This window comes from Streptomyces sp. NPDC044921, assembly GCF_056432865.1.
This window is the reverse complement of the sequence record NZ_JBWKIF010000019.1, coordinates 43,699-69,908: the sequence shown is the minus strand read 5'-3', so window position 1 is coordinate 69,908 and position 26,210 is coordinate 43,699. Positions and strand designations below refer to the sequence as shown.

Annotated in this window: 22 protein-coding genes and 2 tRNA genes; 21 read left to right on the top strand and 3 right to left on the bottom strand. The window is 70.4% G+C overall.

Annotation, left to right across the window (positions count from 1 at the left end; genetic code table 11):
- Positions 1-20: 20 nt before the first annotated feature.
- Positions 21-91 (bottom strand) — tRNA-Gly (locus AC07DA_RS26935).
- Positions 92-257: 166 nt separating this feature from the next.
- On the opposite strand from AC07DA_RS26935, the gene AC07DA_RS26930 reads away from it, so the two are divergent.
- The 5 genes from AC07DA_RS26930 to clpX all read left to right on the top strand — a co-directional run bounded on the left by AC07DA_RS26930 (position 258) and on the right by clpX (position 5,056).
- Positions 258-334: transfer RNA gene (locus tag AC07DA_RS26930), tRNA-Pro, on the top strand.
- A 193-nt stretch (positions 335-527) separates the two neighbouring features.
- The gene (tig, locus tag AC07DA_RS26925; RefSeq protein ID WP_479130771.1) at positions 528-1,916 is read left to right on the top strand and encodes a trigger factor; all 1,389 of its coding nucleotides are present in this window, start codon (positions 528-530) and stop codon (positions 1,914-1,916) included.
- A 252-nt stretch (positions 1,917-2,168) separates the two neighbouring features.
- Positions 2,169-2,774, top strand: coding sequence for an ATP-dependent Clp protease proteolytic subunit (locus AC07DA_RS26920; RefSeq protein WP_031114129.1), 606 nt, complete (start codon positions 2,169-2,171; stop codon positions 2,772-2,774).
- 109 nt (positions 2,775-2,883) lie between these two features.
- On the top strand, positions 2,884-3,588 hold the full coding sequence (locus AC07DA_RS26915; RefSeq protein WP_479130770.1) for an ATP-dependent Clp protease proteolytic subunit: 705 nt from the start codon (positions 2,884-2,886) through the stop codon (positions 3,586-3,588).
- A gap of 181 nt (positions 3,589-3,769) precedes the next feature.
- Positions 3,770-5,056 carry an ATP-dependent Clp protease ATP-binding subunit ClpX gene (clpX, locus tag AC07DA_RS26910; RefSeq protein ID WP_010041898.1) on the top strand — a complete coding sequence of 429 codons (1,287 nt, stop codon included), beginning with the start codon at positions 3,770-3,772 and terminating at the stop codon, positions 5,054-5,056.
- A 67-nt stretch (positions 5,057-5,123) separates the two neighbouring features.
- On the opposite strand, the gene AC07DA_RS26905 is transcribed toward clpX, so the two are convergent.
- Positions 5,124-6,086, bottom strand: a complete 963-nt coding sequence (locus tag AC07DA_RS26905; protein ID WP_479130769.1) for a hypothetical protein — start codon at positions 6,084-6,086, stop codon at positions 5,124-5,126.
- Positions 6,087-6,224: 138 nt separating this feature from the next.
- On the opposite strand from AC07DA_RS26905, the gene AC07DA_RS26900 reads away from it, so the two are divergent.
- The 11 genes from AC07DA_RS26900 to AC07DA_RS26850 all read left to right on the top strand — a co-directional run bounded on the left by AC07DA_RS26900 (position 6,225) and on the right by AC07DA_RS26850 (position 21,697).
- Positions 6,225-8,849: a valine--tRNA ligase gene (locus AC07DA_RS26900; RefSeq protein WP_479130768.1), complete on the top strand. Its 2,625-nt coding sequence runs from the start codon at positions 6,225-6,227 to the stop codon at positions 8,847-8,849.
- A gap of 161 nt (positions 8,850-9,010) precedes the next feature.
- A complete protein-coding gene (folC, locus tag AC07DA_RS26895; protein WP_479130767.1) occupies positions 9,011-10,534 on the top strand; it encodes a bifunctional tetrahydrofolate synthase/dihydrofolate synthase in 1,524 nt (507 codons plus the stop codon).
- Between the two features lie 6 nt (positions 10,535-10,540).
- Positions 10,541-10,897 carry a DUF4233 domain-containing protein gene (locus AC07DA_RS26890; protein WP_479130766.1) on the top strand — a complete coding sequence of 119 codons (357 nt, stop codon included), beginning with the start codon at positions 10,541-10,543 and terminating at the stop codon, positions 10,895-10,897.
- Between the two features lie 100 nt (positions 10,898-10,997).
- Positions 10,998-11,411, top strand: a complete 414-nt coding sequence (gene ndk, locus AC07DA_RS26885; RefSeq protein ID WP_383322433.1) for a nucleoside-diphosphate kinase — start codon at positions 10,998-11,000, stop codon at positions 11,409-11,411.
- Between the two features lie 275 nt (positions 11,412-11,686).
- Positions 11,687-12,706 carry a rod shape-determining protein gene (locus AC07DA_RS26880; RefSeq protein ID WP_006133575.1) on the top strand — a complete coding sequence of 340 codons (1,020 nt, stop codon included), beginning with the start codon at positions 11,687-11,689 and terminating at the stop codon, positions 12,704-12,706.
- A 144-nt stretch (positions 12,707-12,850) separates the two neighbouring features.
- A complete protein-coding gene (gene mreC / locus AC07DA_RS26875) occupies positions 12,851-13,798 on the top strand; it encodes a rod shape-determining protein MreC (protein WP_479130765.1) in 948 nt (315 codons plus the stop codon).
- Between the two features lie 13 nt (positions 13,799-13,811).
- Positions 13,812-14,486, top strand: coding sequence for a rod shape-determining protein MreD (gene mreD / locus AC07DA_RS26870; RefSeq protein ID WP_479130764.1), 675 nt, complete (start codon positions 13,812-13,814; stop codon positions 14,484-14,486).
- Between the two features lie 148 nt (positions 14,487-14,634).
- Complete coding sequence (mrdA, locus tag AC07DA_RS26865; RefSeq protein ID WP_479130763.1) at positions 14,635-16,881, top strand: penicillin-binding protein 2; 2,247 nt, start codon at positions 14,635-14,637, stop codon at positions 16,879-16,881.
- Complete coding sequence (rodA, locus tag AC07DA_RS26860) at positions 16,878-18,080, top strand: rod shape-determining protein RodA (RefSeq protein WP_479130762.1); 1,203 nt, start codon at positions 16,878-16,880, stop codon at positions 18,078-18,080. The genes mrdA and rodA overlap by 4 nt, the downstream gene beginning before the upstream one ends.
- Positions 18,081-18,135: 55 nt before the next feature.
- The gene (locus AC07DA_RS26855) at positions 18,136-19,644 is read left to right on the top strand and encodes a CYTH and CHAD domain-containing protein (protein WP_479130761.1); all 1,509 of its coding nucleotides are present in this window, start codon (positions 18,136-18,138) and stop codon (positions 19,642-19,644) included.
- A gap of 88 nt (positions 19,645-19,732) precedes the next feature.
- Entirely contained in the window at positions 19,733-21,697 is a 1,965-nt protein-coding gene (locus AC07DA_RS26850) for a TIGR03960 family B12-binding radical SAM protein (protein WP_479130760.1), read from the top strand.
- Between the two features lie 139 nt (positions 21,698-21,836).
- Here the strand turns inward: AC07DA_RS26850 and AC07DA_RS26845 are convergent, their stop codons facing one another.
- Positions 21,837-22,526, bottom strand: a complete 690-nt coding sequence (locus AC07DA_RS26845; protein ID WP_479130759.1) for a GAF and ANTAR domain-containing protein — start codon at positions 22,524-22,526, stop codon at positions 21,837-21,839.
- A gap of 148 nt (positions 22,527-22,674) precedes the next feature.
- On the opposite strand from AC07DA_RS26845, the gene AC07DA_RS26840 reads away from it, so the two are divergent.
- The 5 genes from AC07DA_RS26840 to AC07DA_RS26820 all read left to right on the top strand — a co-directional run bounded on the left by AC07DA_RS26840 (position 22,675) and on the right by AC07DA_RS26820 (position 25,975).
- Positions 22,675-23,172 carry a DUF2975 domain-containing protein gene (locus AC07DA_RS26840; protein ID WP_479130757.1) on the top strand — a complete coding sequence of 166 codons (498 nt, stop codon included), beginning with the start codon at positions 22,675-22,677 and terminating at the stop codon, positions 23,170-23,172.
- The gene (locus tag AC07DA_RS26835; RefSeq protein WP_479130756.1) at positions 23,172-23,402 is read left to right on the top strand and encodes a helix-turn-helix domain-containing protein; all 231 of its coding nucleotides are present in this window, start codon (positions 23,172-23,174) and stop codon (positions 23,400-23,402) included. Before AC07DA_RS26840 ends, AC07DA_RS26835 begins: the two co-directional genes overlap by 1 nt.
- The gene (locus tag AC07DA_RS26830; protein WP_479130755.1) at positions 23,402-23,878 is read left to right on the top strand and encodes a GNAT family N-acetyltransferase; all 477 of its coding nucleotides are present in this window, start codon (positions 23,402-23,404) and stop codon (positions 23,876-23,878) included. Before AC07DA_RS26835 ends, AC07DA_RS26830 begins: the two co-directional genes overlap by 1 nt.
- Before the next feature lie 90 nt (positions 23,879-23,968).
- Positions 23,969-25,144 carry a hypothetical protein gene (locus AC07DA_RS26825; protein WP_479130754.1) on the top strand — a complete coding sequence of 392 codons (1,176 nt, stop codon included), beginning with the start codon at positions 23,969-23,971 and terminating at the stop codon, positions 25,142-25,144.
- Positions 25,145-25,192: 48 nt separating this feature from the next.
- The gene (locus AC07DA_RS26820; RefSeq protein ID WP_479130753.1) at positions 25,193-25,975 is read left to right on the top strand and encodes a TIGR03936 family radical SAM-associated protein; all 783 of its coding nucleotides are present in this window, start codon (positions 25,193-25,195) and stop codon (positions 25,973-25,975) included.
- The last annotated feature ends 235 nt before the right edge of the window (positions 25,976-26,210 follow it).

Genomic DNA, 26,210 nt, shown 5'->3' with positions numbered 1-26,210 from the left:
AACCGGGCCCGAGGTCCACGAGCGGGCGACGGGAATCGAACCCGCGTAGCTAGTTTGGAAGACTAGGGCTCTACCATTGAGCTACGCCCGCACAGCGTGCGCCGCAGGTCGGAGCGACCGCGGCACTGAAGGCATGGTAGCGGGTCGGGCCCGCCCCACGCACACCGCGTTTCCGGCCCCGGCCGACGCGGCACCGGCCCGGTGGAAATGCGGCGGCCGCACCGCCTGTCGGCATGTACCCTACGTGTCGCACCAGACGGGGTGTGGCGCAGCTTGGTAGCGCGTCCGCTTTGGGAGCGGAAGGCCGTGGGTTCAAATCCCGCCACCCCGACCAGCCACCCGACCACCTCGGGTGATCGTCTCCTGATCACTCGCGTGATCGCCTTTTGGGCGGTGTAGTCGCTGCCGTTACTATGCAAGCTGCACGCCCGTGTGTCTCATCGTCTGAAGTCCTCCGGGCGGCGAAATCCGCCGGGCCGTTCTGGCCCCGGCAGAAACCAAGAAGTCAGCCACAAGGAGACCGAACCGTGAAGAGCGCCGTGGAGACCCTGAACCCGACTCGGGTTCGGCTCACTGTCGAGGTGCCCTTCGAGGAGCTCAAGGACAGCCTCGACGCGGCGTACAAGAAGATCAACCAGCAGGTCACGGTGAAGGGCTTCCGCAAGGGCAAGGTCCCGGCCCGGGTCATCGACCAGCGGTTCGGCCGCGGTGCCGTGCTGGAGGAGGCCGTCAACGACGCGCTCCCGAAGTTCTACACCGACGCGGTCAACGAGGCCGAGCTCAGCCCGCTGGGCCAGCCCGAGGTCGACATCACGGAGCTGAAGGACGGCGAGACGCTGAACTTCACCGCCGAGGTCGACGTCCGCCCGGCCATCGAGATCCCGGACTACTCCGGCATCGAGGTCGAGGTCGACGCGGTCGAGGTCACCGACGAGGACGTCGACAAGGCCGTCGAGGAGCTGCGCGAGCGCTTCGCCTCCACCACCCCGGTCGAGCGCGCCGCCGAGGACGGCGACGTCGTGACGATCGACCTGGAGGCCAAGGTCGACGGCGAGGTCCTGGAGGACGGCGTCGCCAACGGCGTCTCCTACACCATCGGCTCCGGTGAGCTGCTGGACGGCATCGACGACGCCGTGAAGGGCCTGGAGGCCGGTGGCGAGGCCACCTTCACCTCCGAGCTCAAGGGCGGCTCAGCGGCCGGCAAGGAGGCCGAGGTCACCGTCAGGGTCACCCAGGTCGCCAAGCGCGAACTGCCCGAGCTGGACGACGAGTTCGCGCAGCTCGCCTCCGAGTTCGACACTCTTGAGGAGCTGCGCGCGGACAGCCGCAAGCGCCTGGAGAACATGAAGCAGTACGACCAGGCCACGCAGGCCCAGGAGCGCGTCCTGGAGAAGCTGCTGGAGCTCGTCGAGGTGCCCGTCCCCGAGAAGCTGCTCGAGGACGAGATCAACACCCGCAAGCACAACCTGGAGCACCACCAGCTCGGCCAGATGGGCCTCGACCTCGCGAAGTACCTGGAGATCCAGGGCAAGAGCGAGGAGGAGTTCGAGACCGAGACCCGTGAGGCCGCGGTCAAGGGCATCAAGACCCAGTTCGTCCTCGACGAGCTGGTCAAGCAGGAGAAGCTGAACGTGAACCAGGAGGAGCTCACCGAGCACCTCATGCGCCGCGCGGCCTCCTCCGGCATGTCCCCCGACCAGTTCGCCCAGGCGGTCGTCGAGGGCGGCCAGGTTCCGCTCCTGGTCGGCGAGGTCGCCCGCGGCAAGGCCCTGGCCGTCGTGGTCGAGAAGGCCACGGTCAAGGACACCAACGGCGAGGTCGTCGACCTCGACGACGAAGAGGACGAGACCGCCGGGTCCGAGTCCGCCGAGGCCGGGGCCTCGGAGGCCTCCGCCGAGGAGAAGACCGAGGGCTGAGCCCCGGTTCGACGAGTTCCTGAGAAGGCCCTGGGGCGCGCCCCAGGGCCTTCTTGCCACCGGCGGGGGCGGCGCACCTCGCTACGCCCCCGGCGAACACTCCCATCTCCGGGATTCCCCGAAGGGACCCGCGCGTTAGGGTCCATGAATACCAGGGCAGTGGAGTCTCCGATACGGCTCCCGCCCCGCAGGGAACACGTGAGACGGCCCGGCGCCGTCGTAAGACGAGCAGGTGGATACGTGACGAATCTGATGCCTTCAGCCGCCGGCGAGCCTTCCATCGGTGGTGGCCTCGGCGACCAGGTCTACAACCGGCTGCTCAACGAGCGGATCATCTTCCTCGGCCAGCCGGTCGACGACGACATCGCCAACAAGATCACCGCACAGCTGCTGCTCCTTGCCTCGGACCCCGACAAGGACATCTACCTCTACATCAACAGCCCCGGCGGTTCGATCACGGCCGGCATGGCGATCTACGACACCATGCAGTACATCAAGAACGACGTGGTGACGATCGCCATGGGTCTGGCGGCGTCCATGGGCCAGTTCCTGCTCAGCGCGGGCACCCCCGGCAAGCGCTTCGCGCTGCCGAACGCCGAGATCCTGATCCACCAGCCCTCCGCCGGTCTCGCCGGCTCCGCCTCGGACATCAAGATCCACGCGGAGCGGCTGCTGCACACCAAGAAGCGCATGGCCGAGCTCACCGCCCAGCACACGGGCCAGACGGTCGAGCAGATCACCCGCGACTCGGACCGCGACCGCTGGTTCGACGCCTTCGAGGCCAAGGAGTACGGCCTCATCGACGACGTGATCGCCACGGCCGCCGGCATGCCGGGCGGCGGCGGCACCGGGGCCTGAGCGGCCCCACGAGGCTCCACGAGCCCCGTAGGACCCCGCCCGGGCCCGTGAGGGCCCGGGGCGCCCCAGCAGCCCCAGCCGACCGCCTCAGCCCCTTTCAGGAGACACCGTGAACGCATTCCCCGGCAGTGGGATCTACGACCGTACGCAGGCCACCCAGGACAGCGCCTCGCAGGGCCGTTACACCGGTCCGCGGGCCGAGTCCCGCTACGTCATCCCGCGCTTCGTCGAGCGCACCTCCCAGGGCATCCGCGAGTACGACCCGTACGCGAAGCTCTTCGAGGAGCGCGTGATCTTCCTCGGCGTCCAGATCGACGACGCCTCCGCCAACGACGTCATGGCGCAGCTGCTGTGCCTGGAGTCGATGGACCCCGACCGTGACATCTCGGTCTACATCAACAGCCCCGGTGGCTCCTTCACGGCGCTCACGGCGATCTACGACACGATGCAGTACGTGAAGCCGGACATCCAGACGGTCTGCATGGGGCAGGCCGCCTCCGCCGCCGCCGTCCTGCTGGCCGCCGGCACGCCCGGCAAGCGCATGGCCCTGCCGAACGCGCGCGTGCTGATCCACCAGCCGTACAGCGAGACGGGCCGCGGCCAGGTGTCCGACCTGGAGATCGCCGCCAACGAGATCCTCCGGATGCGGACGCAGCTGGAGGAGATGCTGGCCAAGCACTCCACCCAGGCGATCGACAAGATCCGCGAGGACATCGAGCGCGACAAGATCCTCACGGCCGAGGACGCGCTGAACTACGGGCTGATCGACCAGATCATCACCACCCGGAAGATGGACAACTCGAGCCTGCGCTGAGGCGCGAGGCTGTATCGTCTGCCGCCCCTTGGCACGGTTTGGCTCGGTTCACGTCAAAGCGAACCGCGCCAAGGGGGGCCCGGACGGGGGGCCCGGCAAGGTACCGTCGGACATAAGGCAGCACCAGGAGTCCGCTGGACGTCAACGTCCAGGCGTCTCCCAGGCGAAGGGGAAGCACACCGTGGCACGCATCGGTGACGGCGGCGATCTGCTCAAGTGCTCGTTCTGCGGCAAGAGCCAGAAGCAGGTCAAGAAGCTCATCGCAGGGCCCGGTGTCTACATCTGCGACGAGTGCATCGATCTCTGCAACGAGATCATCGAGGAAGAGCTGGCGGAGACCAGCGAGGTCCGCTGGGAGGAACTCCCGAAGCCGCGCGAGATCTACGAGTTCCTCGAGGGCTACGTGGTGGGCCAGGAGGCCGCCAAGAAGGCCCTGTCCGTGGCGGTGTACAACCACTACAAGCGCGTCCAGGCCGGTGAGAACGGCGGGGCGAACGGCCGCGACGACGCCATCGAGTTGGCGAAGTCCAACATCCTCCTGCTCGGCCCCACGGGCTCCGGCAAGACCCTCCTCGCGCAGACCCTGGCGCGGATGCTGAACGTCCCCTTCGCGATCGCCGACGCCACGGCCCTGACGGAGGCCGGCTACGTCGGCGAGGACGTCGAGAACATCCTGCTGAAGCTGATCCAGGCCGCCGACTACGACGTCAAGAAGGCCGAGACCGGGATCATCTACATCGACGAGATCGACAAGGTCGCGAGGAAGAGTGAAAACCCCTCGATCACGCGCGACGTCTCGGGCGAGGGCGTGCAGCAGGCGCTGCTGAAGATCCTGGAGGGCACCACGGCGTCGGTCCCGCCGCAGGGCGGCCGCAAACACCCGCACCAGGAGTTCATCCAGATCGACACGACGAACGTGCTGTTCATCGTGGGCGGTGCCTTCGCCGGCCTGGAGAAGATCATCGAGTCGCGGGCCGGCGCCAAGGGCATCGGCTTCGGCGCGCAGATCCGCTCCAAGCGCGAGATGGAGTCCAAGGACCAGTTCCAGGAGGTCATGCCGGAGGACCTGGTGAAGTTCGGGATGATCCCCGAGTTCATCGGCCGCCTCCCCGTCATCACCTCGGTCCACAACCTCGACCGCGAGGCCCTGCTCCAGATCCTCGTCGAGCCGCGCAACGCGCTCGTCAAGCAGTACCAGCGCCTGTTCGAACTCGACGGTGTGGAGCTGGACTTCGAGCGCGAGGCGCTGGAGGCCATCGCCGACCAGGCCATCCTCCGCCAGACCGGCGCGCGCGGCCTGCGCGCCATCATGGAGGAGGTCCTCCAGGGCGTCATGTACGAGGTCCCGTCCCGCAAGGACGTCGCCCGGGTCGTCATCACGGCGGACGTCGTCCAGTCGAACGTCAACCCGACCCTGATCCCGCGCGACGCGCGCGGCCGGGGGCCGGGCGAGCAGAAGACGGCGTGACACGGCAGACGTGACGGAAGGGCCCCGGTCGCCGACCGGGGCCCTTCCGTTTGTCCGACGAGCGTCGTCAGGCCTTGACGCGGATCTCCGGGCGGAGCTTGGTGGTGATGTCGATCGCGGTGTCCTTGGCGACGTTCCCGCCGGCCTGTCCGGGCGACACCAGCACGATGGTGCTGTGGTCGGCCCAGGCGCAGAACCAGTCGGTCTTCTCCTTCTTCGTCGCCAGGTCCTGCCCCTTGGCGGCCTGGCACTTCATGACCGCGCCGTCGAGGTCGGCCTCCTCGGGCTCGCCGATCAGCTCGGTCTTGCCGCCGCCGCTGCCGGAAGAGCCCTCCTCCGCCGACTTCCTGAAGTTGGAGAAGAAGGTGTCCAGCGCCGCCTCGGGGTCGGAGACCTCGCCGTACAGGCCGACGAACGTGACGGTCTTGGCCGTTGCCATCTGGGCGGCCGAGGACGGGTCGGTGGGGTCGTAGTTGGTCAAGTCCACGGTGGAGTAGGAGCCCACGGCCGACTTGGCGTTCTTGACGCCGCTCTTCTCCAGCTCCTTGGTCGACTCGTCGCCGGCCGTCTGCCCGTCCTTGGTGAAGCGCTTGTACTCGCTCAGCACCTTCGCCGGGGTCGCCAGCTTGTGCGGCCCGTCGTCCTCGACGGCCCCCGCACCGCCGCTGCCGCCGAGCACGAAGTACGCGCCCACGCCGATCGCCGCGACGACGGCGACCGCGCCGATGATGATGCCCGTCTTCTTCTTGCCGCCGCCCGGGGCCGGGGGCTGGGGCACGCCGTACGGGGCCTGGCCGTAGGGCGGCTGCTGGCCGTACGGGGGCTGCTGGCCGTAAGGAGCCTGCTGGGGCGGCACGCCCTGCGGGGGCTGCTGCGGGTAGCCGTAGCCCGGCTGGGGCGGAGGGGCCTGCTGGGGGTAGCCGTAGCCGGGCTGGGGCGCCTGCGGCGGCTGGCCGTACGGACCCGGCTGGCCGTACGGTCCGGGCTGCTGGGGCTGCCCGCCGTACGGGCCCGGCTGGTTGTAGCTCATGTTCTGGGTTCCCCTCCAGATGCTTATGTGTTTCCGACATCCTGGCGCAGACCCGCCGTGTGCATGGCATCGGGGCCCGCACCGTTACAAGACAAACGCGTTTCGGGACGGGGTCGTGACACCTCTAAACTGACCCCCGTGACCGAGAACGCTCAGCAGCAGCCACCAGCGCCCAGCACCGACCTGCCGACCCAGTACGCGCCGGCCGACGTGGAGGGGCCGCTGTACGAGCGCTGGGTAGAGCGCGGTTACTTCGAGGCGGACGCCAAGAGCGACAAGCCTCCGTACACCATCGTCATCCCGCCGCCGAACGTCACGGGCAGCCTGCACCTCGGGCACGCCTTCGAGCACACCCTCATCGACGCCCTCACCCGCCGCAAGCGGATGCAGGGCTACGAGACGCTGTGGCAGCCGGGCATGGACCACGCCGGCATCGCCACGCAGAACGTCGTCGAGCGCGAGCTCGGCAAGGAGGGCAAGTCCCGGCACGACCTGGGCCGCGAGGCCTTCGTCGAGCGGGTCTGGCAGTGGAAGGGCGAGTCCGGCGGCCAGATCAGCGGCCAGATGCGGCGGTTGGGCGACGGCGTCGCCTGGTCGCGCGAGCGCTTCACGATGGACGAGGGCCTCTCCCAGGCCGTCCAGACCATCTTCAAGCGCCTCTACGACGACGAGCTGATCTACCGCGCCGAGCGCATCATCAACTGGTGCCCGCGCTGTCTGACCGCCATCTCGGACATCGAGGTCGAGTACCAGGACGACGACGGCGAGCTCGTCTCCATGAAGTACGGCGACGGGGACGACACCATCGTCGTCGCCACCACCCGCGCCGAGACGATGCTCGGTGACACGGCCGTCGCCGTCCACCCCGAGGACGAGCGCTACAAGCACCTGATCGGCAAGCAGGTCAAGCTGCCGTTGACCGACCGCTCCATCCCGGTCGTCGCGGACGAGCACGTCGACCCCGAGTTCGGCACGGGTGCCGTCAAGGTCACCCCGGCGCACGACCCGAACGACTTCGAGATCGGCCAGCGCCACGACCTGCCGGCCATCACGATCATGGACGAGCACGCGGTCATCACCGCCCACGGCCCCTTCCAGGGCCTGGACCGGCTGGAGGCCCGCTCGGCGATCGTCGCCGCGCTGCGCGCCGAGGGCCGGATCGTCGCCGAGAAGCGGCCCTACGTCCACTCCGTCGGCCACTGCTCGCGCTGCAAGACCACCATCGAGCCGCGCCTGTCGATGCAGTGGTGGGTCAAGGTCGGCCCGCTGGCCAAGGCGGCCGGTGACGCCGTCCGCGACGGCCGGGTCAGGATCCACCCGCAGGAGATGGAGAAGCGCTACTTCGACTGGGTCGACAACCTCCACGACTGGTGCATCTCGCGCCAGCTGTGGTGGGGCCACCGCATCCCGGTCTGGTACGGCCCCGAAGGCGAGGTCGTCTGCGTCGGCCCCGACGAGGAGCCGCCGAGCGGCGAGGGCTGGCACCAGGACACCGACGTCCTCGACACCTGGTTCTCCTCGGGCCTGTGGCCGTTCTCCACGCTCGGCTGGCCCGAGCAGACCGAGTCGCTCGCGAAGTTCTACCCGAACTCCGTCCTGGTCACCGGCTACGACATCCTCTTCTTCTGGGTCGCCCGGATGATGATGTTCGGGCTGTACGCGATGGACGGCACCCCGCCGTTCCACACCATCGCCCTGCACGGCATGGTCCGCGACCAGTTCGGCAAGAAGATGTCGAAGTCCTTCGGCAACGCGGTCAACCCGCTGGACTGGATGGACAAGTACGGCTCCGACGCCCTGCGCTTCACCCTCGCCCGCGGCGCCAACCCGGGCGTCGACGTGCCGATCGGCGAGGACTGGGTCCAGGGCTCGCGCAACTTCGCCAACAAGATCTGGAACGCCACGCGCTTCGCGCTGATGAACGGCGCGACGGTCGAGGGCCCGCTGCCGGAGCCGTCGGAGATGTCCTCGACGGACCGCTGGATCCTGTCCCGGCTGAACTCGGTCGTCGCCGAGGTCGACGCCTACTACGACGACTACCAGTTCGCCAAGCTGTCCGACTCCCTGTTCCACTTCGCGTGGGACGAGGTCTTCGACTGGTACGTCGAGCTGTCCAAGACGACGTTCCAGGCGGGCGGCGAGCCGGCCGAGGTCAGCAAGCGTGTCCTCGGCGAGGTCCTCGACGTCACGCTGAAGCTGCTGCACCCGGTGGTCCCGTTCGTCACCGAGACGCTGTGGACGACGCTGACCGGCGGCGAGTCGGTCGTCATCGCCGAGTGGCCGAAGGACAGCGGCTTCCGGGACGCCGACGCCGAGCGCGAGATCGCCTCGCTCCAGTCGGTCATCACCGAGGTCCGCCGCTTCCGCGCCGACCAGGGCCTCCAGCCCGGCCAGCGGGTCCCGGCCCGCCTGACGCTGGACGGCACGCCCTTCGCGCCCCACGAGGCCGCCATCCGCCAGCTCCTCCGCCTCCAGCCGGAGGGCGACGGCTTCACGGCCACGGCGACCCTCCCGGTCGCCGGTGCCGAGGTCGCGCTCGACCTCTCCGGCACGATCGACGTGGCGGCCGAGCGCAAGCGCCTGGCGAAGGACCTCGCCGCGGCCGAGAAGGAGAAGGCCCAGGCGAACGCCAAGCTCGGCAACGAGGCGTTCCTGGCGAAGGCCCCCGACCACGTCGTGGACAAGATCCGCACCCGCCTCGCCAAGGCGGAGGAGGACATCGCCCGCATCCAGGCCCAGCTGGAACGCCTGCCGCAGGCGTAGTCGTCCGTACGGTCGTGAAGGCCCCCGTGCTCGTCGGCGCGGGGGCCTTCGCGCAGTCCGGGGGCGCGGGGAACTGCGCGACGAGCCATGGACGACCCGCACCCGGACGACGACACAAACCACCCCCCACCCATGTCACCCCCGCTCCGTAGACTGGCCCCGTGAGCGAGCTCCCCCCGGACCACAGCGCCGACGACCAGCCCGACCCCCTCAACGCCTTCGACGAGATCGTCGCGGAGGAGACCACCCGCGACCCCGACCTCGCGGTCATCGAGGCCGGCAGCCGTACCCTGCGCACCCAGGGCGGCCCGCCCGAGGCCGACGTCCCCGCCCGGCCCGCCGACCCCGAGGTCGACAAGGCCCTGCGCGAGGTCGAGGCGGAGCTCGCCACCCGCTGGGGCGAGACCAAGCTGGAGCCCTCGGTCAGCCGGATCGCCGCGCTGATGGACGTCCTGGGGGAGCCGCAGCGGTCGTACCCCTCCATCCACATCACGGGCACCAACGGCAAGACCTCCACGGCCCGCATGATCGAGGCCCTGCTCGGCGCCTTCGAGCTGCGCACCGGCCGCTACACCTCGCCCCACGTGCAGTCGATCACCGAGCGCATCAGTCTGGACGGCGCTCCCATCACCGCCGAGCGGTTCATCGAGACGTACCAGGACATCAAGCCGTACGTGGAGATGGTCGACGCGTCGCAGGACTACCGGCTGTCGTTCTTCGAGGTGCTCACCGGCATGGCGTACGCGGCGTTCGCGGACGCCCCGGTGGACGTCGCCGTGGTCGAGGTCGGCATGGGCGGCTCCTGGGACGCCACGAACGTGATCGACGGCGACGTCGCCGTCGTCACCCCCATCGACCTCGACCACACCGACCGGCTCGGCACGACGCACGCCGAGATCGCCACGGAGAAGTCCGGCATCGTCAAGCAGGACGCCACCGTCATCCTGGCGCAGCAGCCGGTCGAGGCGGCGCAGGTGCTGCTGAAGAAGGCCGTCGAGGTGGACGCGACGGTGGCCCGGGAAGGGCTGGAGTTCGGTGTCGTGGACCGGCAGGTGGCCGTCGGCGGTCAGCTGCTGACGCTGCGCGGGCTGGGCGGCGAGTACCGCGAGGTGTACCTGCCGCTGCACGGCGCGCACCAGGCGCACAACGCCGCCGTGGCGCTCGCCGCCGTCGAGGCGTTCTTCGGCGTCGGCGCGCAGCGGCCCGACCCGCTGGACCTGGACACGGTCCGCAAGGCCTTCGCCGCCGTGGCCTCACCGGGCCGGCTGGAGGTCGTGCGGCGCTCCCCGACGGTCGTGCTGGACGCCGCCCACAACCCGGCGGGCGCCCGCGCCGCGGCCGAGGCGATCGGGGAGGCCTTCCAGTTCAGCCGCCTCATCGGCGTGGTCGGCGCGAGCGGCGACAAGAACGTACGGGGGCTGCTGGAGGCCTTCGAACCGGTGTTCGCCGAGGTCGTCGTCACGCAGAACTCCAGCCACCGCGCCATGGACGCCGACGAACTGGCCGGCCTCGCCGTCGAGGTGTTCGGCGAGGAGCGCGTGCAGGTCGAGCCGCGGCTGCCCGACGCGCTGGAGGCCGCCATCACGCTGGCCGAGGAGGAGGGCGAGTTCGCGGGCGGCGGTGTGCTCGTCACGGGTTCGGTCATCACCGTCGGCGAGGCCCGACTGCTCCTGGGGAGGGGCTGAGATCCCATGCGTACGCTCTGTTCTTCCACCCTGATCGGCGAGTTCTTCGTCATCGGCTTCGCCGGGCTGGTCGCCATGAAGGACCCCGACCTGTCCATGACCACCGTGTGGACGGTCAGCGGCATCGCGATGTTCCTGTGCCTGCTGCTGTGCGGCCTGGTGACGCGGCCCGGCGGGGTCGCGCTCGGCTGGGCGCTGCAGATCGCGCTGATCGCGTCCGGCTTCATCGTGCCGACCATGTTCTTCCTGGGCGCGATCTTCGCGGCCCTGTGGTGGGCGTCCGTGCACTACGGGCGGAAGGTGGACGAGGCGAAGGCGCGGTTCGCCGCCCAGACCGGATCCTCCACACCTGACGCTGCGTAACAGGTGCCCCGACACGCCCGGTAATCTCGTCCCACCGCATCACCGCATCACCGCATCACCGCATCACCGCACAGCCCTGACGCCTTTAAGGAGCCCCGTCGTGACCCAGCGCACCCTCGTCCTCCTCAAGCCCGACGCCGTCCGTCGTGGCCTGACCGGCGAGATCATCAGCCGCATCGAGCGCAAGGCGGGCTGGACGATCACCGCGCTGGAGCTGCGCACGCTGGACCAGGACACGCTGGAGCAGCACTACGGCGAGCACAAGGGCAAGCCGTTCTACGAGCCGCTGGTCGCGTTCATGGCCTCCGGCCCGGTCGTGGCGATGATCGTCGAGGGTGAGCGGGTCATCGAGGGCGTGCGCCAGCTGGCCGGCCCCACCGACCCGATCGCTGCGGCGCCCGGCTCCATCCGCGGCGACTTCGGTGTCATCGTCCGGGAGAACCTGATCCACGCCTCCGACTCCGAGGAGTCCGCCGAGCGCGAGGTGAAGATCTTCTTCCCCGGCCGGGCGTAGCGTCCCCACCCGACCAGCACAAACGGCGGGTCCGGGGGCGTCTGCCCCCGGACTTTGCGGCATATGCGTGGCGTACGAGGGAACGATCGCCCCCGAACGCCCGTCTCCACAAGCGAACCCGCACAGCATCTGCTGACAATGGCGGAGACCCTCCCGCAGTGTTCGCGAAGGCGCGTTTACCATGGAAGCCTTCACGTCACAGCACCCACCTTTGCCGACCTGAAAAGCCCTCAAAAGCTCACAGGAAGGCCAGACGAATCCTGATGGGGAACTCAATGTCGTTCATCGGCCGTGACATGGCTGTCGACCTCGGGACCGCCAACACGCTGGTGTACGTCAGGGGTCGCGGGATCGTACTCAACGAGCCGTCCGTTGTCGCGATCAACACCAACACCGGTGGCATCCTCGCGGTCGGCGCCGAAGCGAAGAAGATGATCGGGCGCACGCCCGGCAACATCGTTGCCGTACGTCCGCTGAAGGACGGCGTGATCGCCGACTTCGAGATCACCGAGCGGATGCTCCGCTACTTCATCCTGAAGATCCACAAGCGGCGGTATCTGGCTCGTCCGCGGGTCGTCGTCTGTGTGCCCTCGGGCATCACGGGCGTCGAGCGCCGTGCCGTCATCGAGGCGTCGTCCCAGGCCGGCGCCCGCCAGGTGCACATCATCGAGGAGCCCATGGCCGCGGCCATCGGCTCCGGCCTGCCGGTCCACGAGGCCACGGGCAACATGGTGGTCGACATCGGCGGCGGCACGACGGAGGTCGCGGTCATCTCCCTCGGCGGCATCGTCACCGCCCAGTCCATCCGTGTCGCCGGTGACGAACTGGACAACGCGATCATCCAGCACATCAAGAAGGAGTACTCCCTCCTGCTGGGTGAGCGGACGGCCGAACAGATCAAGATCACGATCGGTTCGGCGTACGACCTCGACACCGACGAGCACACCGAAATCCGCGGCCGGGACCTGGTCTCCGGCCTGCCGAAGACCGTCGTCATCTCCGCAGCGGAGGTCCGCAAGGCGATCGAGGAACCGGTCAACGCCATCGTCGACGCCGTCAAGACGACCCTCGACAAGTGCCCGCCGGAGCTGTCCGGCGACATCATGGACCGAGGAATCGTTCTGACCGGCGGCGGAGCGCTGCTGCGGGGCCTGGACGAGCGGCTGCGCCGCGAGACCGGCATGCCGATCCACATCGCCGAGGACCCGCTGGACAGCGTGGCGCTCGGATCCGGAAAGTGCGTCGAGGAGTTCGAGGCACTGCAGCAGGTGCTGGACGCCCAGCCGCGCAGATGACATAACTCTTCGATTCCGCCGTACGGGACGATCTCCTCTCGTACGGCGGATCGTTGATATAGAGGCATAAGCTCCCACAAAGCAGCCCCTCGGTATTCCCTGGGGCTTCCCGAATTCCTATGAGGAAGGGCACGGCCGCCGCACGTGAGGGACACACGAGAGAGCCGGCTGCTCCTGGTGCTGCTGATCGCCGTCGCGTTCGCGTTGATCACGGTGGACATCCGCGGTGGGGAGGACTCGCCCGTCGACGGTGCCCGGCAGGCCGCGGCGACGGTGTTCGGCCCGATCGAGAGCGGCGTGTCGTCCGCGGTCGACCCGGTCGGCAACGCGGTCTCCGCCATCCGCGACTCCGGCGAACGGCACGACCGGCTCGCCATGCTGGAGAAGGAGAACGCGGCCCTGAAGGCGCGCCTCGGCAGCGACGACCGCGCCCGCAGCCGCCTCAAGCAGCTCGACAAGATGCTGAAGGTCGCCGGTCAGGGCCAGTACGGCATCAAGGGCGCCGAGGTCATCGCCATCGGGGCGGCGCAGGGCTTCTCCTGGACCATCACCATCGACATCGGCGCCGACGACGGCATCAAGCGCGACATGACCGTCCTCAACGGCGACGGGCTCGTCGGCCGCGTCACAACCGTCGGGCCGAACACCGCCACGGTCCTGCTCGCCAGCGACCCCGACTTCACCGTCGGCACCCGCATGGAGTCCGGCGACGAGCTCGGCTTCGCCTCCGGGCAGGGCGACCGCCCGCTGCGCGTGGAACTCCTCAACGGCAAGGCCGAGGTGAAGAAGGGCGACCGCCTCGTCACCTTCGGCTCGCAGGCCGACCGGCCGTTCGTGCCCGGCGTCCCGGTCGGCGTGGTCTCCCGCGTCGACCCCTCCGGCGGCGGCCTGACCCGCACGCTGTACGTCACGCCGTACGCCAGCTTCACCAAGCTCGACATCGTCGGTGTCGTGGTCGAGGCCCCGAAGAAGGACCCGCGTGACACGGTGCTCCCGCCCAAGCCCAAGCCGACCCCGAGGCCGACGGTGACGGTGACCGTGACGCCGTCCCCCGAGGCCCCCGTGGACGGCCAGAACCAGCAAGAGCAGTAGGAGCTGTCACCCCATGCGCGTCAACCGGATCCTGCTCTCCTCCGCCCTGGTCGTCGTCGCCCTGGTCATCCAGGTGAGCGTCCTCGCCCGCCTCCACCTGCCGGGGGCGGTGCCCGACCTGATGCTGCTCACCGTCCTGGGCCTGGCGCTGGTGTACGGGCACGTCGGCGGCGCCCTCGTCGGCTTCGGCGCGGGCCTGCTCGCCGACCTGGCCCCGCCCGCCGACCACGCCGCCGGGCGGTACGCCCTGGTGCTGTGCGTCATCGGCTACCTGGCGGGCCTGGTGAAGCCCGAGACGGGCCAGCTGAAGTCCGCGACCGGCCCGATGGTCGTGGTGGTCGCCGCCGCGGTCGGCTCGACCCTGCTGTACGCCGGGGTCGGGGCCCTCGTCGGGGACACCGCCGCCCGCCACGTGGGCCTCGGCAGCCTGCTGTTCACGGCCGCCCTGTACGACCTGCTGCTCGCCCCGTTCGTGGTGCCGGGGGTGATGGCCCTGGCCCGGCGCGCCGAGAACGATCCGCTCGCCGAGTCCACCTCGGCCGCCGCCAAGGCCACGGACATCTCCTCCGGCTGGCTCTCCGGCGGGACGGGCCTGCGGATCGGCAGCCAGCGCAACGGACTGCGGGTGAAGGCGGCCCGGGCCCGCATGGCGCGGGCCGGACGCATCAAGGGGGTCAAGCGGCTGTGACCCGGGGGAAGTTCACCCGAACGGTGCGGTCCGGTAGGAACGCCGGGGCCTGGGCCCGTCGTTCCCCACTCGACACCGCGCACACCTGTCCGGACAGACCGTCGTACTCGCACACCCGTACACGCAGGGAGAGGGGGAGGCAGCCGCAGTGACCAACATTCCCGAGACCGGGCGCAACCCACGGGTCCAGATCCGGCTCGTCGTCATCCAGGTCCTGGTCCTCTCCCTCCTGCTCACCCTCGGCGGACGCCTGTGGTACCTGCAGATCCGTGAGGGCGCGGCCTACGCCAAGGAGGCGTCCGGCAACCACGTCCAGCAGGTGGTCCAGCCCGCCGTCCGCGGCTCCATCCTGGACGCCCGCGGCGTGGCCCTCGCCGACAACGAGACGCGCCTGGTGGTCTCCGCCTCCCGCACGGACCTGCTGAAGATGAAGGACGACGGCAAGGAGGTCCTCACCAAGCTCGCCGGTGTCCTCGGCATGACCCCCAAGGAGGTCATGGAGAAGGTCCGGCTGTGCGACGCCAAGACGCCCCAGCCCTGCTGGAACGGCTCGCCGTACCAGCCCATCCCCATCACCGACGAGGCCACCCCCAAGCAGGCCCTGCAGATCCGCGAGCGCGCCGAGGACTTCCCCGGCATCACCGCCGAGCCGCAGGCCGTGCGCCGCTACCCGAGCCCCGGCAAGGCCAACACCGCCCAGGTCCTCGGCTACCTCTCCCCGGTCACCGACGAGGAGATCAAGAAGGCACAGAACACCAACTCGCCCTATCTGCGCTCCGACCAGGTCGGCCGCTCCGGACTGGAGCGCCAGTACGACAAGCAGCTGCGCGGCAAGGCCGGCGTCACGCGCTACGAGGTCGACAACCTCGGCCGCGTCATCGGCCAGGCCGAGGCCGACCCCGCCCAGCCCGGGGACAACCTCGTCACCAGCATCGACGCCCGCGTCCAGCGGATCGCCGAGTACGAGCTGAACGAGGCCATGAAGCAGGCCCGCAAGGAGCACGACCGCAACACGGGCACGAACTACAAGGCCGACTCCGGCGCCGTCGTCGTCATGGAGGCCAAGACCGGCCGCGTCGTCGCGATGGCGTCCAACCCGACCTACGACCCGAACGCCTGGGTGGGCGGCATCTCCGCCAAGGACTACGCCCGCCTCACCGGCAAGAAGTCCAACTACCCGCTGCTCAACCGCGCGATCCAGGGCCAGTCGGCGCCCGGCTCCATCTTCAAGGTCATCCCGACGGCCGCCGCGGTCAACGCCGGCTACTCCTTCAACGGCCCCTACGAGTGCTCCAGCTCGTACTCCATCGGCGGCCAGGTCTTCAAGAACTTCGAGTCCAAGGGCTACGGGGCGATCAGCCTCGGCCGCGCCCTGGAGGTCTCCTGCGACACGGTCTTCTACCGCCTCTCCCACGAGGAGTGGAAGCGCGACGGCGGCACCAAGCCGAAGAAGAACGCCAACGACTGGTTCTACAAGACCGCCCACCAGTTCGGCCTCGGCAAGGAGACCGGCATCGACCTGCCCAACGAGGTCACCGGCCGCGTCCCCGACCGCCAGTGGAAGCTCGACTACTGGAAGGCCAACAAGGACGTCTGGTGCCGCACCGGCAAGCGCGACGGCAGCTACGCCGAGAAGATCGCCTACGAGAACTGCCTCGAGGGCAACCGCCTGCGCGCCGGTGACTCCGTCAACTACTCCATCGGACAGGGCGACACGCTCGTCACTCCCATCCAGATGGCCACCATCTACGCCGCCATCTCCAACGGCGGCACGATGTACACGCCGTCCGTCGGCAAGGCCGTCATCAGCGCCGACGGCAAGACCGTCACGCCGATCAAGCCGAAGGCCCACGGCAAGCTGCCGATGACGCAGAAGCTGCGCAGCGAGATAAGCGATGCCCTCGCGGGAGTCGCCACCCGCGGTACGGCCGCCTGGCGGTTCGGCGGCTGGCCGCAGGACAAGATCCCGATGCACGCCAAGACGGGTACGGCGGAGGTCTACGGCAAGCAGACGACCTCCTGGTTCGCCACGTACACCAAGGACTACTCGATCGTCATGACGATCTCCCAGGGCGGTACGGGCTCCGGCGCCTCCGGTCCGGCCGTGCGCAACATCTACAACGCGCTCTACGGCGTCTCCCCGGACGGCGACATCGACCGCGAGAAGGCGCTGCTGCCCTCCCCGGAGAAGACCCTCCCGAAGGTCAAGACGGACGGCACCATCGCCTCCCCGAAGATCTCCAAGGACCCGGCCAAGGACCAGCAGGCGAACAAGAAGGACCCGAACGCCCCGGCCGACCCGCTCCAGCCGGCGACGGCGGCCCCGCCGACGCCGGAGAACCGTGACACGCGAAGGCGCCGGCGCCGGCGGGGAAGCCGGAGGTTGCCGACATGACCGGCGGTGTGAACAGCTTCCAGGTCTCCGGATACGGGCCCGAGCGCTCCGGCTGGACGCGGCTGCTGGCCCGTGACTCGGTGGCGCGGCGGCTCGACTGGCCGATCCTGCTGTCGGCGCTGGTCCTGTCGCTGCTCGGCACGCTGCTGGTGTACTCGGCCACCCGCAACCGCACGGAGCTCAACCAGGGCGACCCGTACTACTTCCTCGTCCGCCACCTGCTGAACACCGGCATCGGCCTCGCCCTGATGGCCGGCACGATCTGGCTCGGCCACCGCGCCCTGCGCACGGCCGTACCGATCCTGTACGGCGTCTCGGTCCTGCTGATCCTGCTGGTGCTCACCCCGCTCGGCTCGACGATCAACGGCGCCCACTCCTGGATCAAGCTCCCCGGCGGCTTCTCGCTCCAGCCCTCGGAGTTCGTGAAGGTCACGATCATCCTGGGCATGGCGATGCTGCTGGCGGCCCGGGTCGACGCGGGCGACAAGCAGTACCCCGACCACCGCACGGTCGTGCAGGCCCTCGGCCTGGCCGCCGTGCCCATGCTGATCGTGATGCTCATGCCCGACCTCGGGTCGGTCATGGTCATGGTCATCATCGTGCTCGGCGTCCTGCTGGCCTCCGGCGCGACCAACCGGTGGGTGTTCGGCCTGCTGGGCGCGGGCGCCGCCGGCGCGATCACCGTCTGGCAGCTCGGCGTGCTCGACGACTACCAGATCGCCCGCTTCGCCGCCTTCGCCAACCCCGAGCTCGACCCGGCCGGCGTCGGCTACAACACCAACCAGGCCCGCATCGCCATCGGCTCCGGCGGACTGACCGGCTCCGGCCTCTTCCACGGCTCGCAGACCACCGGCCAGTTCGTGCCCGAGCAGCAGACCGACTTCGTCTTCACGGTGGCGGGGGAGGAGCTGGGCTTCCTCGGCGGCGGCCTGATCATCCTGCTGCTCGGCATCGTGCTGTGGCGGGCCTGCCGCATCGCCCGGGAGACGACCGACCTGTACGGCACGATCGTGGCCGCCGGCATCGTCGCCTGGTTCGCCTTCCAGACGTTCGAGAACATCGGCATGACCCTCGGCATCATGCCCGTCACCGGCCTGCCGCTGCCGTTCGTGTCGTACGGCGGCTCCTCGATGTTCGCCGTGTGGATAGCGGTGGGACTGCTGCAGTCGATCCGGGTGCAGCGGCCGATGTCGGCATGACCCCGCGCGGGGTGGCCCTCTGCCGCCCCGCGCCCGAGCCCACTAGATTCAATGCATGACGGACACCAAGCGTGAGATCGAGCGGAAGTACGAGGCCGAGGACGGCGCACCGCTGCCGGACCTGACCGGCGTGGCCGGGGTCGCGAACGTGGTCGACCAGGGGGTCGCCCACCTCGACGCGACCTACTACGACACCGCCGACGAGCGCCTCGCCGCGACGTCCGTCACCCTGCGCCGACGCACCGGCGGCTCGGACGCGGGCTGGCACCTGAAGTTCCCGGTCGGCCCGGACACCCGGGATGAGATCCACGCCCCCCTCTCCGACACCCTCCCCGGCGAACTCGCCGGGCTCGTCCGCTCCCGCGTCCGCGACGGCGAGCTGCTCCCGCTGGTCCGGCTGCGCTCCGAACGGGACGTACGGCACCTCGTCGACGCCGGGGGCCGGCTCCTCGCCGAGGTCAGCGTGGACGCCGTGCACGCCGAGCGGCTCACGGCCGGCGGGGGCGAGGCGCGGTGGACCGAGATGGAGGTCGAGCTCGCCGACGGGTGCGACCCGGCCTTCCTCGACAAGGTGGACAAGCGGCTGCGCAAGGCGGGCGCGCGGCCGTCGACGTCGGCGTCCAAGCTGGCGCGGGCGCTGACCGAGACGGCACCGCGCAAGCGGCACCCGTCGGCGGACGCCGCGGAGCCGGTGACCGCGGCGGACCACGTGCTCGCCTACGTACGCACCCAGCGTGACGCGATCGTCGAGCTCGACCCGGCCGTCCGCCGGGACGCCGAGGACGCCGTGCACAGCATGCGCGTGGCCACCCGGCGGCTGCGCAGCACCTTCAAGTCCTTCGGGGACATCCTCGACCGGGCCGTCACCGACCCGGTCGGCGACGAGCTGAAGTGGCTGGCCGGGGAGCTGGGCCTGGACCGCGACCGCGAGGTCCTGGCCGCACGGCTGACGGCGGACCTCGACGAGGTCCCCGACGACCTGGTCCGCGGCCCCGTGGCCCAGCGCCTGCGCGGCTGGTCGGACGCCGAGCACCACACGGCCCGCGGCCGGCTCCTGGGGATCCTCGACTCCCGCCGCTACCTCAAGCTGCTCGACACCCTGGACGCGCTGATCACCGACCCGCCGCTGCTCAAGGCGGCCGGGAAGAAGCCGGGCAAACCGCTCGCCAAGGCCGTGAAGAAGGACTTCCGCAAGGTGTCCCGGCTGGTCGAGCGGGCGCTGGAGCTGGAGCCGGGCACCGAGCGGGACGTCGCCGTGCACGAGGCCCGCAAGAAGGCCAAGCGCGCCCGCTACGCCGCGGAGGCGGCCGAGCCGGCCCTCGGCAAGCCCGCCAGGACCCTGCTCAAGTCCATGAAGTCGCTGCAGAAACTGCTCGGCGAGCACCAGGACAGCGTGATGGCCCGGCGGACCCTGCGCGAGCTGTCGGCGGTCGCCCACGCCGCGGGGGAGAGCGCCTTCACCTACGGCCTGCTCCACGAGCGCGAGGAGCGGCGGGCCCTGCGCACGGAGGCCGAGCTGCCCGGCCTGTGGAAGGAGATCAAGGGGGCCGCCGCGGGCCTGTGAGGCGCACGGCGTACGGAGGCACCCCGCGGTCGCGTTAGGCTGGATGGTCACCCCTGTCCGTTCAGTCCAGCTCACGAAGGTGCGCGACATGCCTGCCGAAGTCGCTGCGTCGGTGTTCCCGCAGCTCGAAGCTCTGCTCCCGCATGTGCAGAAGCCGATCCAGTACGTCGGCGGAGAACTCAACTCCACGGTCAAGGACTGGGAGTCCTGCGACGTCCGCTGGGCGCTGATGTACCCGGACGCCTACGAGGTCGGCCTGCCCAACCAGGGCGTCCAGATCCTCTACGAGGTCCTGAACGAGCAGCAGGGCGTCCTCGCCGAGCGCACGTACAGCGTGTGGCCGGACCTGGAGGAGCTGATGCGCGAGCACGGCGTCCCGCAGTTCACGGTCGACAGCCACCGGCCGGTGAAGGCGTTCGACGTGCTCGGCCTGTCCTTCTCCACCGAGCTCGGATACACGAACATGCTGGCCGCCCTGGACCTGGCGGGCATCCCGCTGGAGTCGAAGGACCGCGGCCTGGACGACCCGGTCGTCCTGGCCGGCGGCCACGCCGCGTTCAACCCCGAGCCGATCGCCGACTTCATCGACTGCGCCGTGATCGGCGACGGCGAGCAGGCCGTCCTGGAGATCACCGCGATCGTCCGCGCCTGGAAGGCCGAGGGCCGCCCCGGCGGCCGCGAGGAGCTGCTGTTCCGCCTGGCCAGGACGGGCGGGGTGTACGTGCCCGGCTTCTACGACGTCGAGTACCTGCCCGACGGCCGTATCGCCCGGGTCGTGCCCAACCGCAGCGGTGTCCCGTGGCGCGTGTCCAAGCACACCGTCATGGACCTCGACGAGTGGCCCTACCCCAAGCAGCCCCTGGTCCCGCTGGCCGAGACGGTGCACGAGCGCATGTCCGTGGAGATCTTCCGCGGCTGCACCCGGGGCTGCCGCTTCTGCCAGGCCGGCATGATCACGCGCCCGGTCCGGGAGCGTTCCATCACCGGCATCGGCGACATGGTCGAGCAGGGCCTGAAGGCGACCGGCTTCGAGGAGGTCGGCCTGCTGTCGCTGTCCTCGGCCGACCACAGCGAGATCGGCGACATCGCCAAGGGCCTCGCCGACCGCTACGAGGACGACAAGATCGGCCTGTCGCTGCCGTCGACCCGCGTGGACGCGTTCAACATCGACCTGGCGAACGAACTGACCAGGAACGGCCGCCGCTCGGGTCTCACCTTCGCCCCGGAGGGCGGCTCGGAGCGCATCCGCAAGGTCATCAACAAGATGGTCTCGGAAGAGGACCTGATCCGCACGGTCGCGACGGCGTACGGCAACGGCTGGCGCCAGGTGAAGCTGTACTTCATGTGCGGCCTGCCCACCGAGACCGACGACGACGTCCTGCAGATCGCCGACATGGCGACGAAGGTCATCGCCAAGGGCCGCGAGGTCTCCCGCTCGAACGACATCCGCTGCACGGTCTCGATCGGCGGCTTCGTCCCCAAGCCGCACACGCCCTTCCAGTGGGCCCCGCAGCTGTCCGCCGAGGAGACCGACGCCCGCCTGGCCAAGCTCCGCGACAAGATCCGCGCCGACAAGAAGTACGGCCGCTCCATCGGCTTCCGCTACCACGACGGCAAGCCCGGCATCGTCGAGGGCCTGCTCTCCCGCGGCGACCGCCGCATCGGCGCGGTCATCCGCGCGGTGTACGACGACGGCGGCCGCTTCGACGGCTGGCGCGAGCACTTCTCCTACGACCGCTGGATGGCGTGCGCGGACAAGGCGCTGGAGCCGTTCGGCGTGGACGTCGACTGGTACACCACCCGCGAGCGCACCTACGAGGAGGTCCTCCCCTGGGACCACCTCGACTCGGGCCTGGACAAGGACTGGCTCTGGGAGGACTGGCAGGACGCCCTCGACGAGACGGAGGTCGAGGACTGCCGCTGGACGCCGTGCTTCGACTGCGGGGTGTGCCCGCAGATGGACACCCACATCCAGATCGGCCCCACGGGCAAGAAGCTGCTGCCCCTGACGGTCAAGAACGCGGCTCCCGCCCCGAGCGGGCACGCCCACTGAGGTGGGGGCCGGGTGCGCGGAAGCGAGGGGTGAGACACCGGTCCTGGGGGACCCGCTGAAGAAGCGGGGTCGGTGACGCTCCCCCGGGGGACCGGTCCCGCCAGGTTCCCCCAGTTCAGAATGTGTGCTGGGGGAGCCGTCAGTTCAGCCCGCCGTGCTCGCAGACGCGGCGCGCGACCTCCCGGAGTTTGAGGTTGTTCTCCTGGGAGAAGCGGCGCAGGACGTCGAAGGCCTGCTCCTCGGTGAGGCGGTGGCTGCCCATGAGGATGCCCATCGCCTCGCCGATGAGGTGGCGGGTGGCGATGGCCTCCTCCAGCTGGGCGTGGCTGCGGGCGCTGGAGAAGGCGACGGCGGCGTGCGAGGCCAGCAGCCAGCCGGCGGTCTCGCTGTCCGCCGAGAAGGCCCCGGGGCGGCGGCCGTACAGGTTGAGGGCGCTCAGCTCCTCGTCGTCGGTGTAGAGCACGAAGCCCATCAGGCTGCCGATGCCCAGCTCACCGGCTCGTTCGGCGTAGGCCGGCCAGCGGGACCGCCCGTCGGTGAGGTCGCCGATGCGGAACACGCGCTCATGCGTGTCGGCGCGGGCCGCGTCGAAGCACGGGCCCTCGGCGAGGCGCTCCTGGAGCCGGTCGCTCTCCACCACCAGGTCGTGCGTCGGGGCGAGCGACTCGACGCTCTTGCCGTGCAGCAGCAGGACGCCGGCCGCGTCGCACCCCGGGACCAGGTCGACGGCCGCGCGGGTGATGTGCCCGAGCGTGTCCTCGACCGTCCGCTGCGCGAGCAGGTCCCGCGCCATGGAGGCCATCTCCTGTGCGAACGCGCGCCAGTCCACCGTCGTCCTCCTCGGTCGGGTCTCGGCCTTGGATGCCTTGTGCCACGGTGCCACGAGTGGCACGCCCCGCAGGGCGCTTCCGCTTGCCGTCTCTATCGAATTTCGATAGATTTCCATCGTGGTTCGATCGAAGGAATGGGGAGTGGGCATGGGGAAGCTGGCCGTGGCCGCGTTGCGCGCGGTGCTCGTGGTGCTGCTCGCCGGGTCGTTGTTCGTGCAGGGCGTGATGGTCCCGCTGCTGGCCGTCGACATGAACGGGCTCAAGCCCGAGTACGCCCACCTGCGCACGCCGATCCTGGTGATCCTGGTGCTGGGTGTCCTGACGGCTCAGGTCGTGCTGGTCTGCGTGTGGCGGCTGGGGACCATGGTGCGGCGCGGGACGGTGTTCTCCACGGGTGCCTTCCGGTACGTGCACATCGTGATCGGCGCCTTCGTGGCGGCCGCCTGTCTGGTGTTCGCGCTGGGGGTCGTGCTCGCGCCGGGCGAGGCCGTCGCCCCGGGCGTGGTGCTCCTGCTGGGCGGGGTCGGTCTGGCGGTGCTCGGTGTCGCGCTGGTCGTGCTGGTGCTGCGGATGCTGCTGGCGCAGGCGGTCGCCCGCGACATCGAGGCGGCCCGGATGCGGGCCGAGCTGGAAGAGGTCATCTGATGCCGATCGCCGTCGACATCGACGTGATGCTGGCCAAGCGGAAGATGTCCGTGGGCGAACTCGCGGAACGCGTCGGCATCACCCCGGCCAACCTGGCCGTCCTCAAGAACGGCCGCGCCAAGGCGGTCCGCTTCTCCACCCTCGCCGCGCTCTGCGAGGTGCTGGAGTGCCAGCCGGGCGACCTGCTGCGCTTCGAGGCGGACGGGGACGCCTCCGGGACAATGCCCTGATGGAGAACACCGAGATCCGCCCGGCCCGCCCCGGGGACCTGACCGCGGTGGCCGCACTGCGGTGGCAGTGGCTCGTCGAGAACGGCGACGAGGCCGCCGTCGCGCGCGAGGACTTCCTGCGGCACTTCGCCGCCTGGGCGCGGGACAACGCCGCGACGCACCACTGCACGGTGCTCGTCCGGGACGGCGTGGTCATCGGCATGGCCTGGCTGGCCGTCGTGCAGCGCGTGCCCACCCCGCGGGCACCCCACCGGGCCTCCGGTGACCTGCAGTGCGTCTACGTCGTCCCCGGGGCGCGCGGCGGCGGCCTGGGCGGGCGGCTGGTCCGCGCCGTGCTGGACGCAGCCCGGGAGCTCGGCCTGGAGCGGGTGACCGTGCACTCCAGCGAGCGGGCGGTCCCCGCCTACGCCCGCTGCGGTTTCCGGGAGTCGCCCCGGCTGCTGCACGCTCACGTCACCCGGACACGGGCCGTGTGATCACGAGTCGGTGCGGAGGAGCCGCGGGAGAAAGGGACGGGGGTCGTGCGGGGCGAGATCCGGACGGGGCGCTGAGGCGTCCTCGACGGTATGGATCTGGAGAAACCGCCCGGTGAGAGTACCGGGCCACGGGCCGGCGCGGACAGCCGTCCGCCGGCCGGGCCGCCCGTCCGGCGGCAAGCGGAGGCGGCGGAGGGATGCCTCGCCGTCGCGATCCGGATCCCCGTGCGGATCGTCGTGCTGGTGCTGGTCGTCCCGGTGCGGATGCTCTGGGACGCGCTCGCCGTCACCGGCCGCTTCCTGAACGACACCCTGCTCCGGCCGCTCGGCCGCGCCCTGCTGTGGCTGGGGCGGGCGGTGTTCGTCTGGCCGTTCGTGGGGCTGTGGCGGTACGTCGCGGTGCCGCTGGGCACGGCCCTCGCCCGGCTCGGGCACGTCCTCGTCGTCGTACCGCTCGTGTGGCTCCACCGGTACGCGCTGACGCCGGTGGGGCACGCCCTCGCCTGGGCCGGGCGCCGGGTCGGCACCGCGCTCGGCTGGGTGTACGCGCACCTGCTCACCCCCGTCGGGCATGCCGTGACGTGGGCGGTGCGGGGCGCCGGCGCGGTGCTCGCCGCGATCGGGCTCGGCGGGTACACGGCTGTGGCGTGGCTCGCCCGGTACCTCGTCGTCGTGCCGGCCGTCCGGCTGTACACCTGGGTGCTGGCGCCCGTCGGACGCGCCCTGCTGTGGTGCGGCAAGGGGCTCCTGTGGCTGCTGAGCACGATCGTCACCGGCGTCGGAACGGCCCTGTACTGGATCGCGCGGGTCGTGTTCGTCCTGCCGGCGCTCGCCCTCTGGCGCTGGGTCCTCACCCCCGTCGGCCGCGTCCTCGCCGTCGCCGGACGGGAGGTGCTCGACGCCCTCGGCCACGCCTGGCGCATCGCCGGGCACGTCTCGCTCGCCGTGGGGCGGTTCCTCGGGACGCTCTTGCGGTGGATCGTCGTCGAGCCGGTGCGGTGGGTCTGCCGCAGCGTGCTCACGCCCGTCGGGCACGTCCTGCGCGACACCGTCCTGCGGCCCGCCGCCGAGGCCGCCCGCAGCGCCGGACGGGCCACCCGGCAGGCACTGGCCGCCGCCCGCGAGACCGTGCGCCAGGCCCGCGCCGACGTCCGCCGGACGCTCTTCGGGGAGCCGCGGCGGCCCGAGCCGGTCGCCCGGAGGGAACCTTCCCGCCGCGGGGCACGTACTCTTGATGGCAGTACGACCGCTCTCACGAAGGACTGAACGACACTGGGCAAGCGACAGCCCGAAGGCCCGCCGCCCGCACCCGCGGTGCAGCGCATCCGACTGCGCTACACCAAGCGCGGCCGCCTCCGGTTCACCAGCCACCGTGACTTCCAGCGCGCCTTCGAACGCGCGTTGCGCCGTGCCGAGGTGCCGATGGCCTACTCGGCAGGGTTCACGCCGCACCCGAAGGTGTCGTACGCCAATGCCGCACCCACCGGCACGGGCAGTGAGGCGGAGTACCTGGAGATCGCGCTCACCGCGCGCCGCGACCCGGAGCAGCTCAGGGTCCTCCTCGACGAGTCGCTGCCCGCCGGGCTCGACATCGTCGAGGCGGTCGAGGCCCGCACCTCGGGCCTCGCCGACCGGCTGACCGCTTCTGTGTGGGAGCTGCGGCTGGACGGCGTGTCGCCGGAGGAGGCCCGCCGGGCGGCGGACGCCTTCACCGCGGCCGAGACCGTCGAGGTCCAGCGCCTCGCCAAGAACGGGGTCCGCACCTTCGACGCCCGCTCCGCCGTCGTCAGCCTGGAGAGCCGCGACCCCGCGGAAACGCAGAGTGAGCTGGCTGATAGGCCGACCGACCAGCCCTGTGCGATACTGCGGCTGGTTGTTCGGCACGTGACGCCTGCCGTACGACCCGACGACGTCCTGTCCGGTCTCCGCGCCGTGGCCGACCTGGCGCCGCCGGTCCCCGCAGCGGTGACCAGGCTGGCGCAGGGGCTGTTCGATGAAGAGACCGGCACGGTGACCGACCCGCTCGCGCCCGACCGCGAGGCAGCGCAGGCCCACCCAACGGCCGAATCGCCTGCCGCCGCGACGGCGCCGGCGTAAGGAAGGTCCCGCGTAGGGACGGACGTCGTAGCGCCGCCCTCGGACTCGGGAGCCACCTGGGTCGGGCAGCGTACCGACCAGAAGACTTTCGCCAGGCCGTACGCATTCGGCGTACGGAACCGGCGAGACAGGACACGGAGAGCTCCCGTGCGGCGCCCGCGCCCCGGACGGCGGCGACGCGCACAGCGCGAGCCGCGGACGTCACCGGCATCGCCGGACCAGGCGCGGCGCCCGG

Coding starts and splice junctions, on each gene's coding strand:
- AC07DA_RS26920 (WP_031114129.1), top strand. CDS start 2,169: ATGCCTTCAGCCGCCGGCGAGCCTTCCATCGGTGGTGGCCTCGGCGAC.
- AC07DA_RS26905 (WP_479130769.1), bottom strand. CDS start 6,086: ATGAGCTACAACCAGCCGGGCCCGTACGGCGGGCAGCCCCAGCAGCCC.
- AC07DA_RS26890 (WP_479130766.1), top strand. CDS start 10,541: ATGCGTACGCTCTGTTCTTCCACCCTGATCGGCGAGTTCTTCGTCATC.
- AC07DA_RS26880 (WP_006133575.1), top strand. CDS start 11,687: ATGTCGTTCATCGGCCGTGACATGGCTGTCGACCTCGGGACCGCCAAC.
- mreD (WP_479130764.1), top strand. CDS start 13,812: ATGCGCGTCAACCGGATCCTGCTCTCCTCCGCCCTGGTCGTCGTCGCC.
- rodA (WP_479130762.1), top strand. CDS start 16,878: ATGACCGGCGGTGTGAACAGCTTCCAGGTCTCCGGATACGGGCCCGAG.
- AC07DA_RS26855 (WP_479130761.1), top strand. CDS start 18,136: ATGACGGACACCAAGCGTGAGATCGAGCGGAAGTACGAGGCCGAGGAC.
- AC07DA_RS26850 (WP_479130760.1), top strand. CDS start 19,733: ATGCCTGCCGAAGTCGCTGCGTCGGTGTTCCCGCAGCTCGAAGCTCTG.
- AC07DA_RS26840 (WP_479130757.1), top strand. CDS start 22,675: ATGGGGAAGCTGGCCGTGGCCGCGTTGCGCGCGGTGCTCGTGGTGCTG.
- AC07DA_RS26835 (WP_479130756.1), top strand. CDS start 23,172: ATGCCGATCGCCGTCGACATCGACGTGATGCTGGCCAAGCGGAAGATG.
- AC07DA_RS26830 (WP_479130755.1), top strand. CDS start 23,402: ATGGAGAACACCGAGATCCGCCCGGCCCGCCCCGGGGACCTGACCGCG.
- AC07DA_RS26825 (WP_479130754.1), top strand. CDS start 23,969: ATGGATCTGGAGAAACCGCCCGGTGAGAGTACCGGGCCACGGGCCGGC.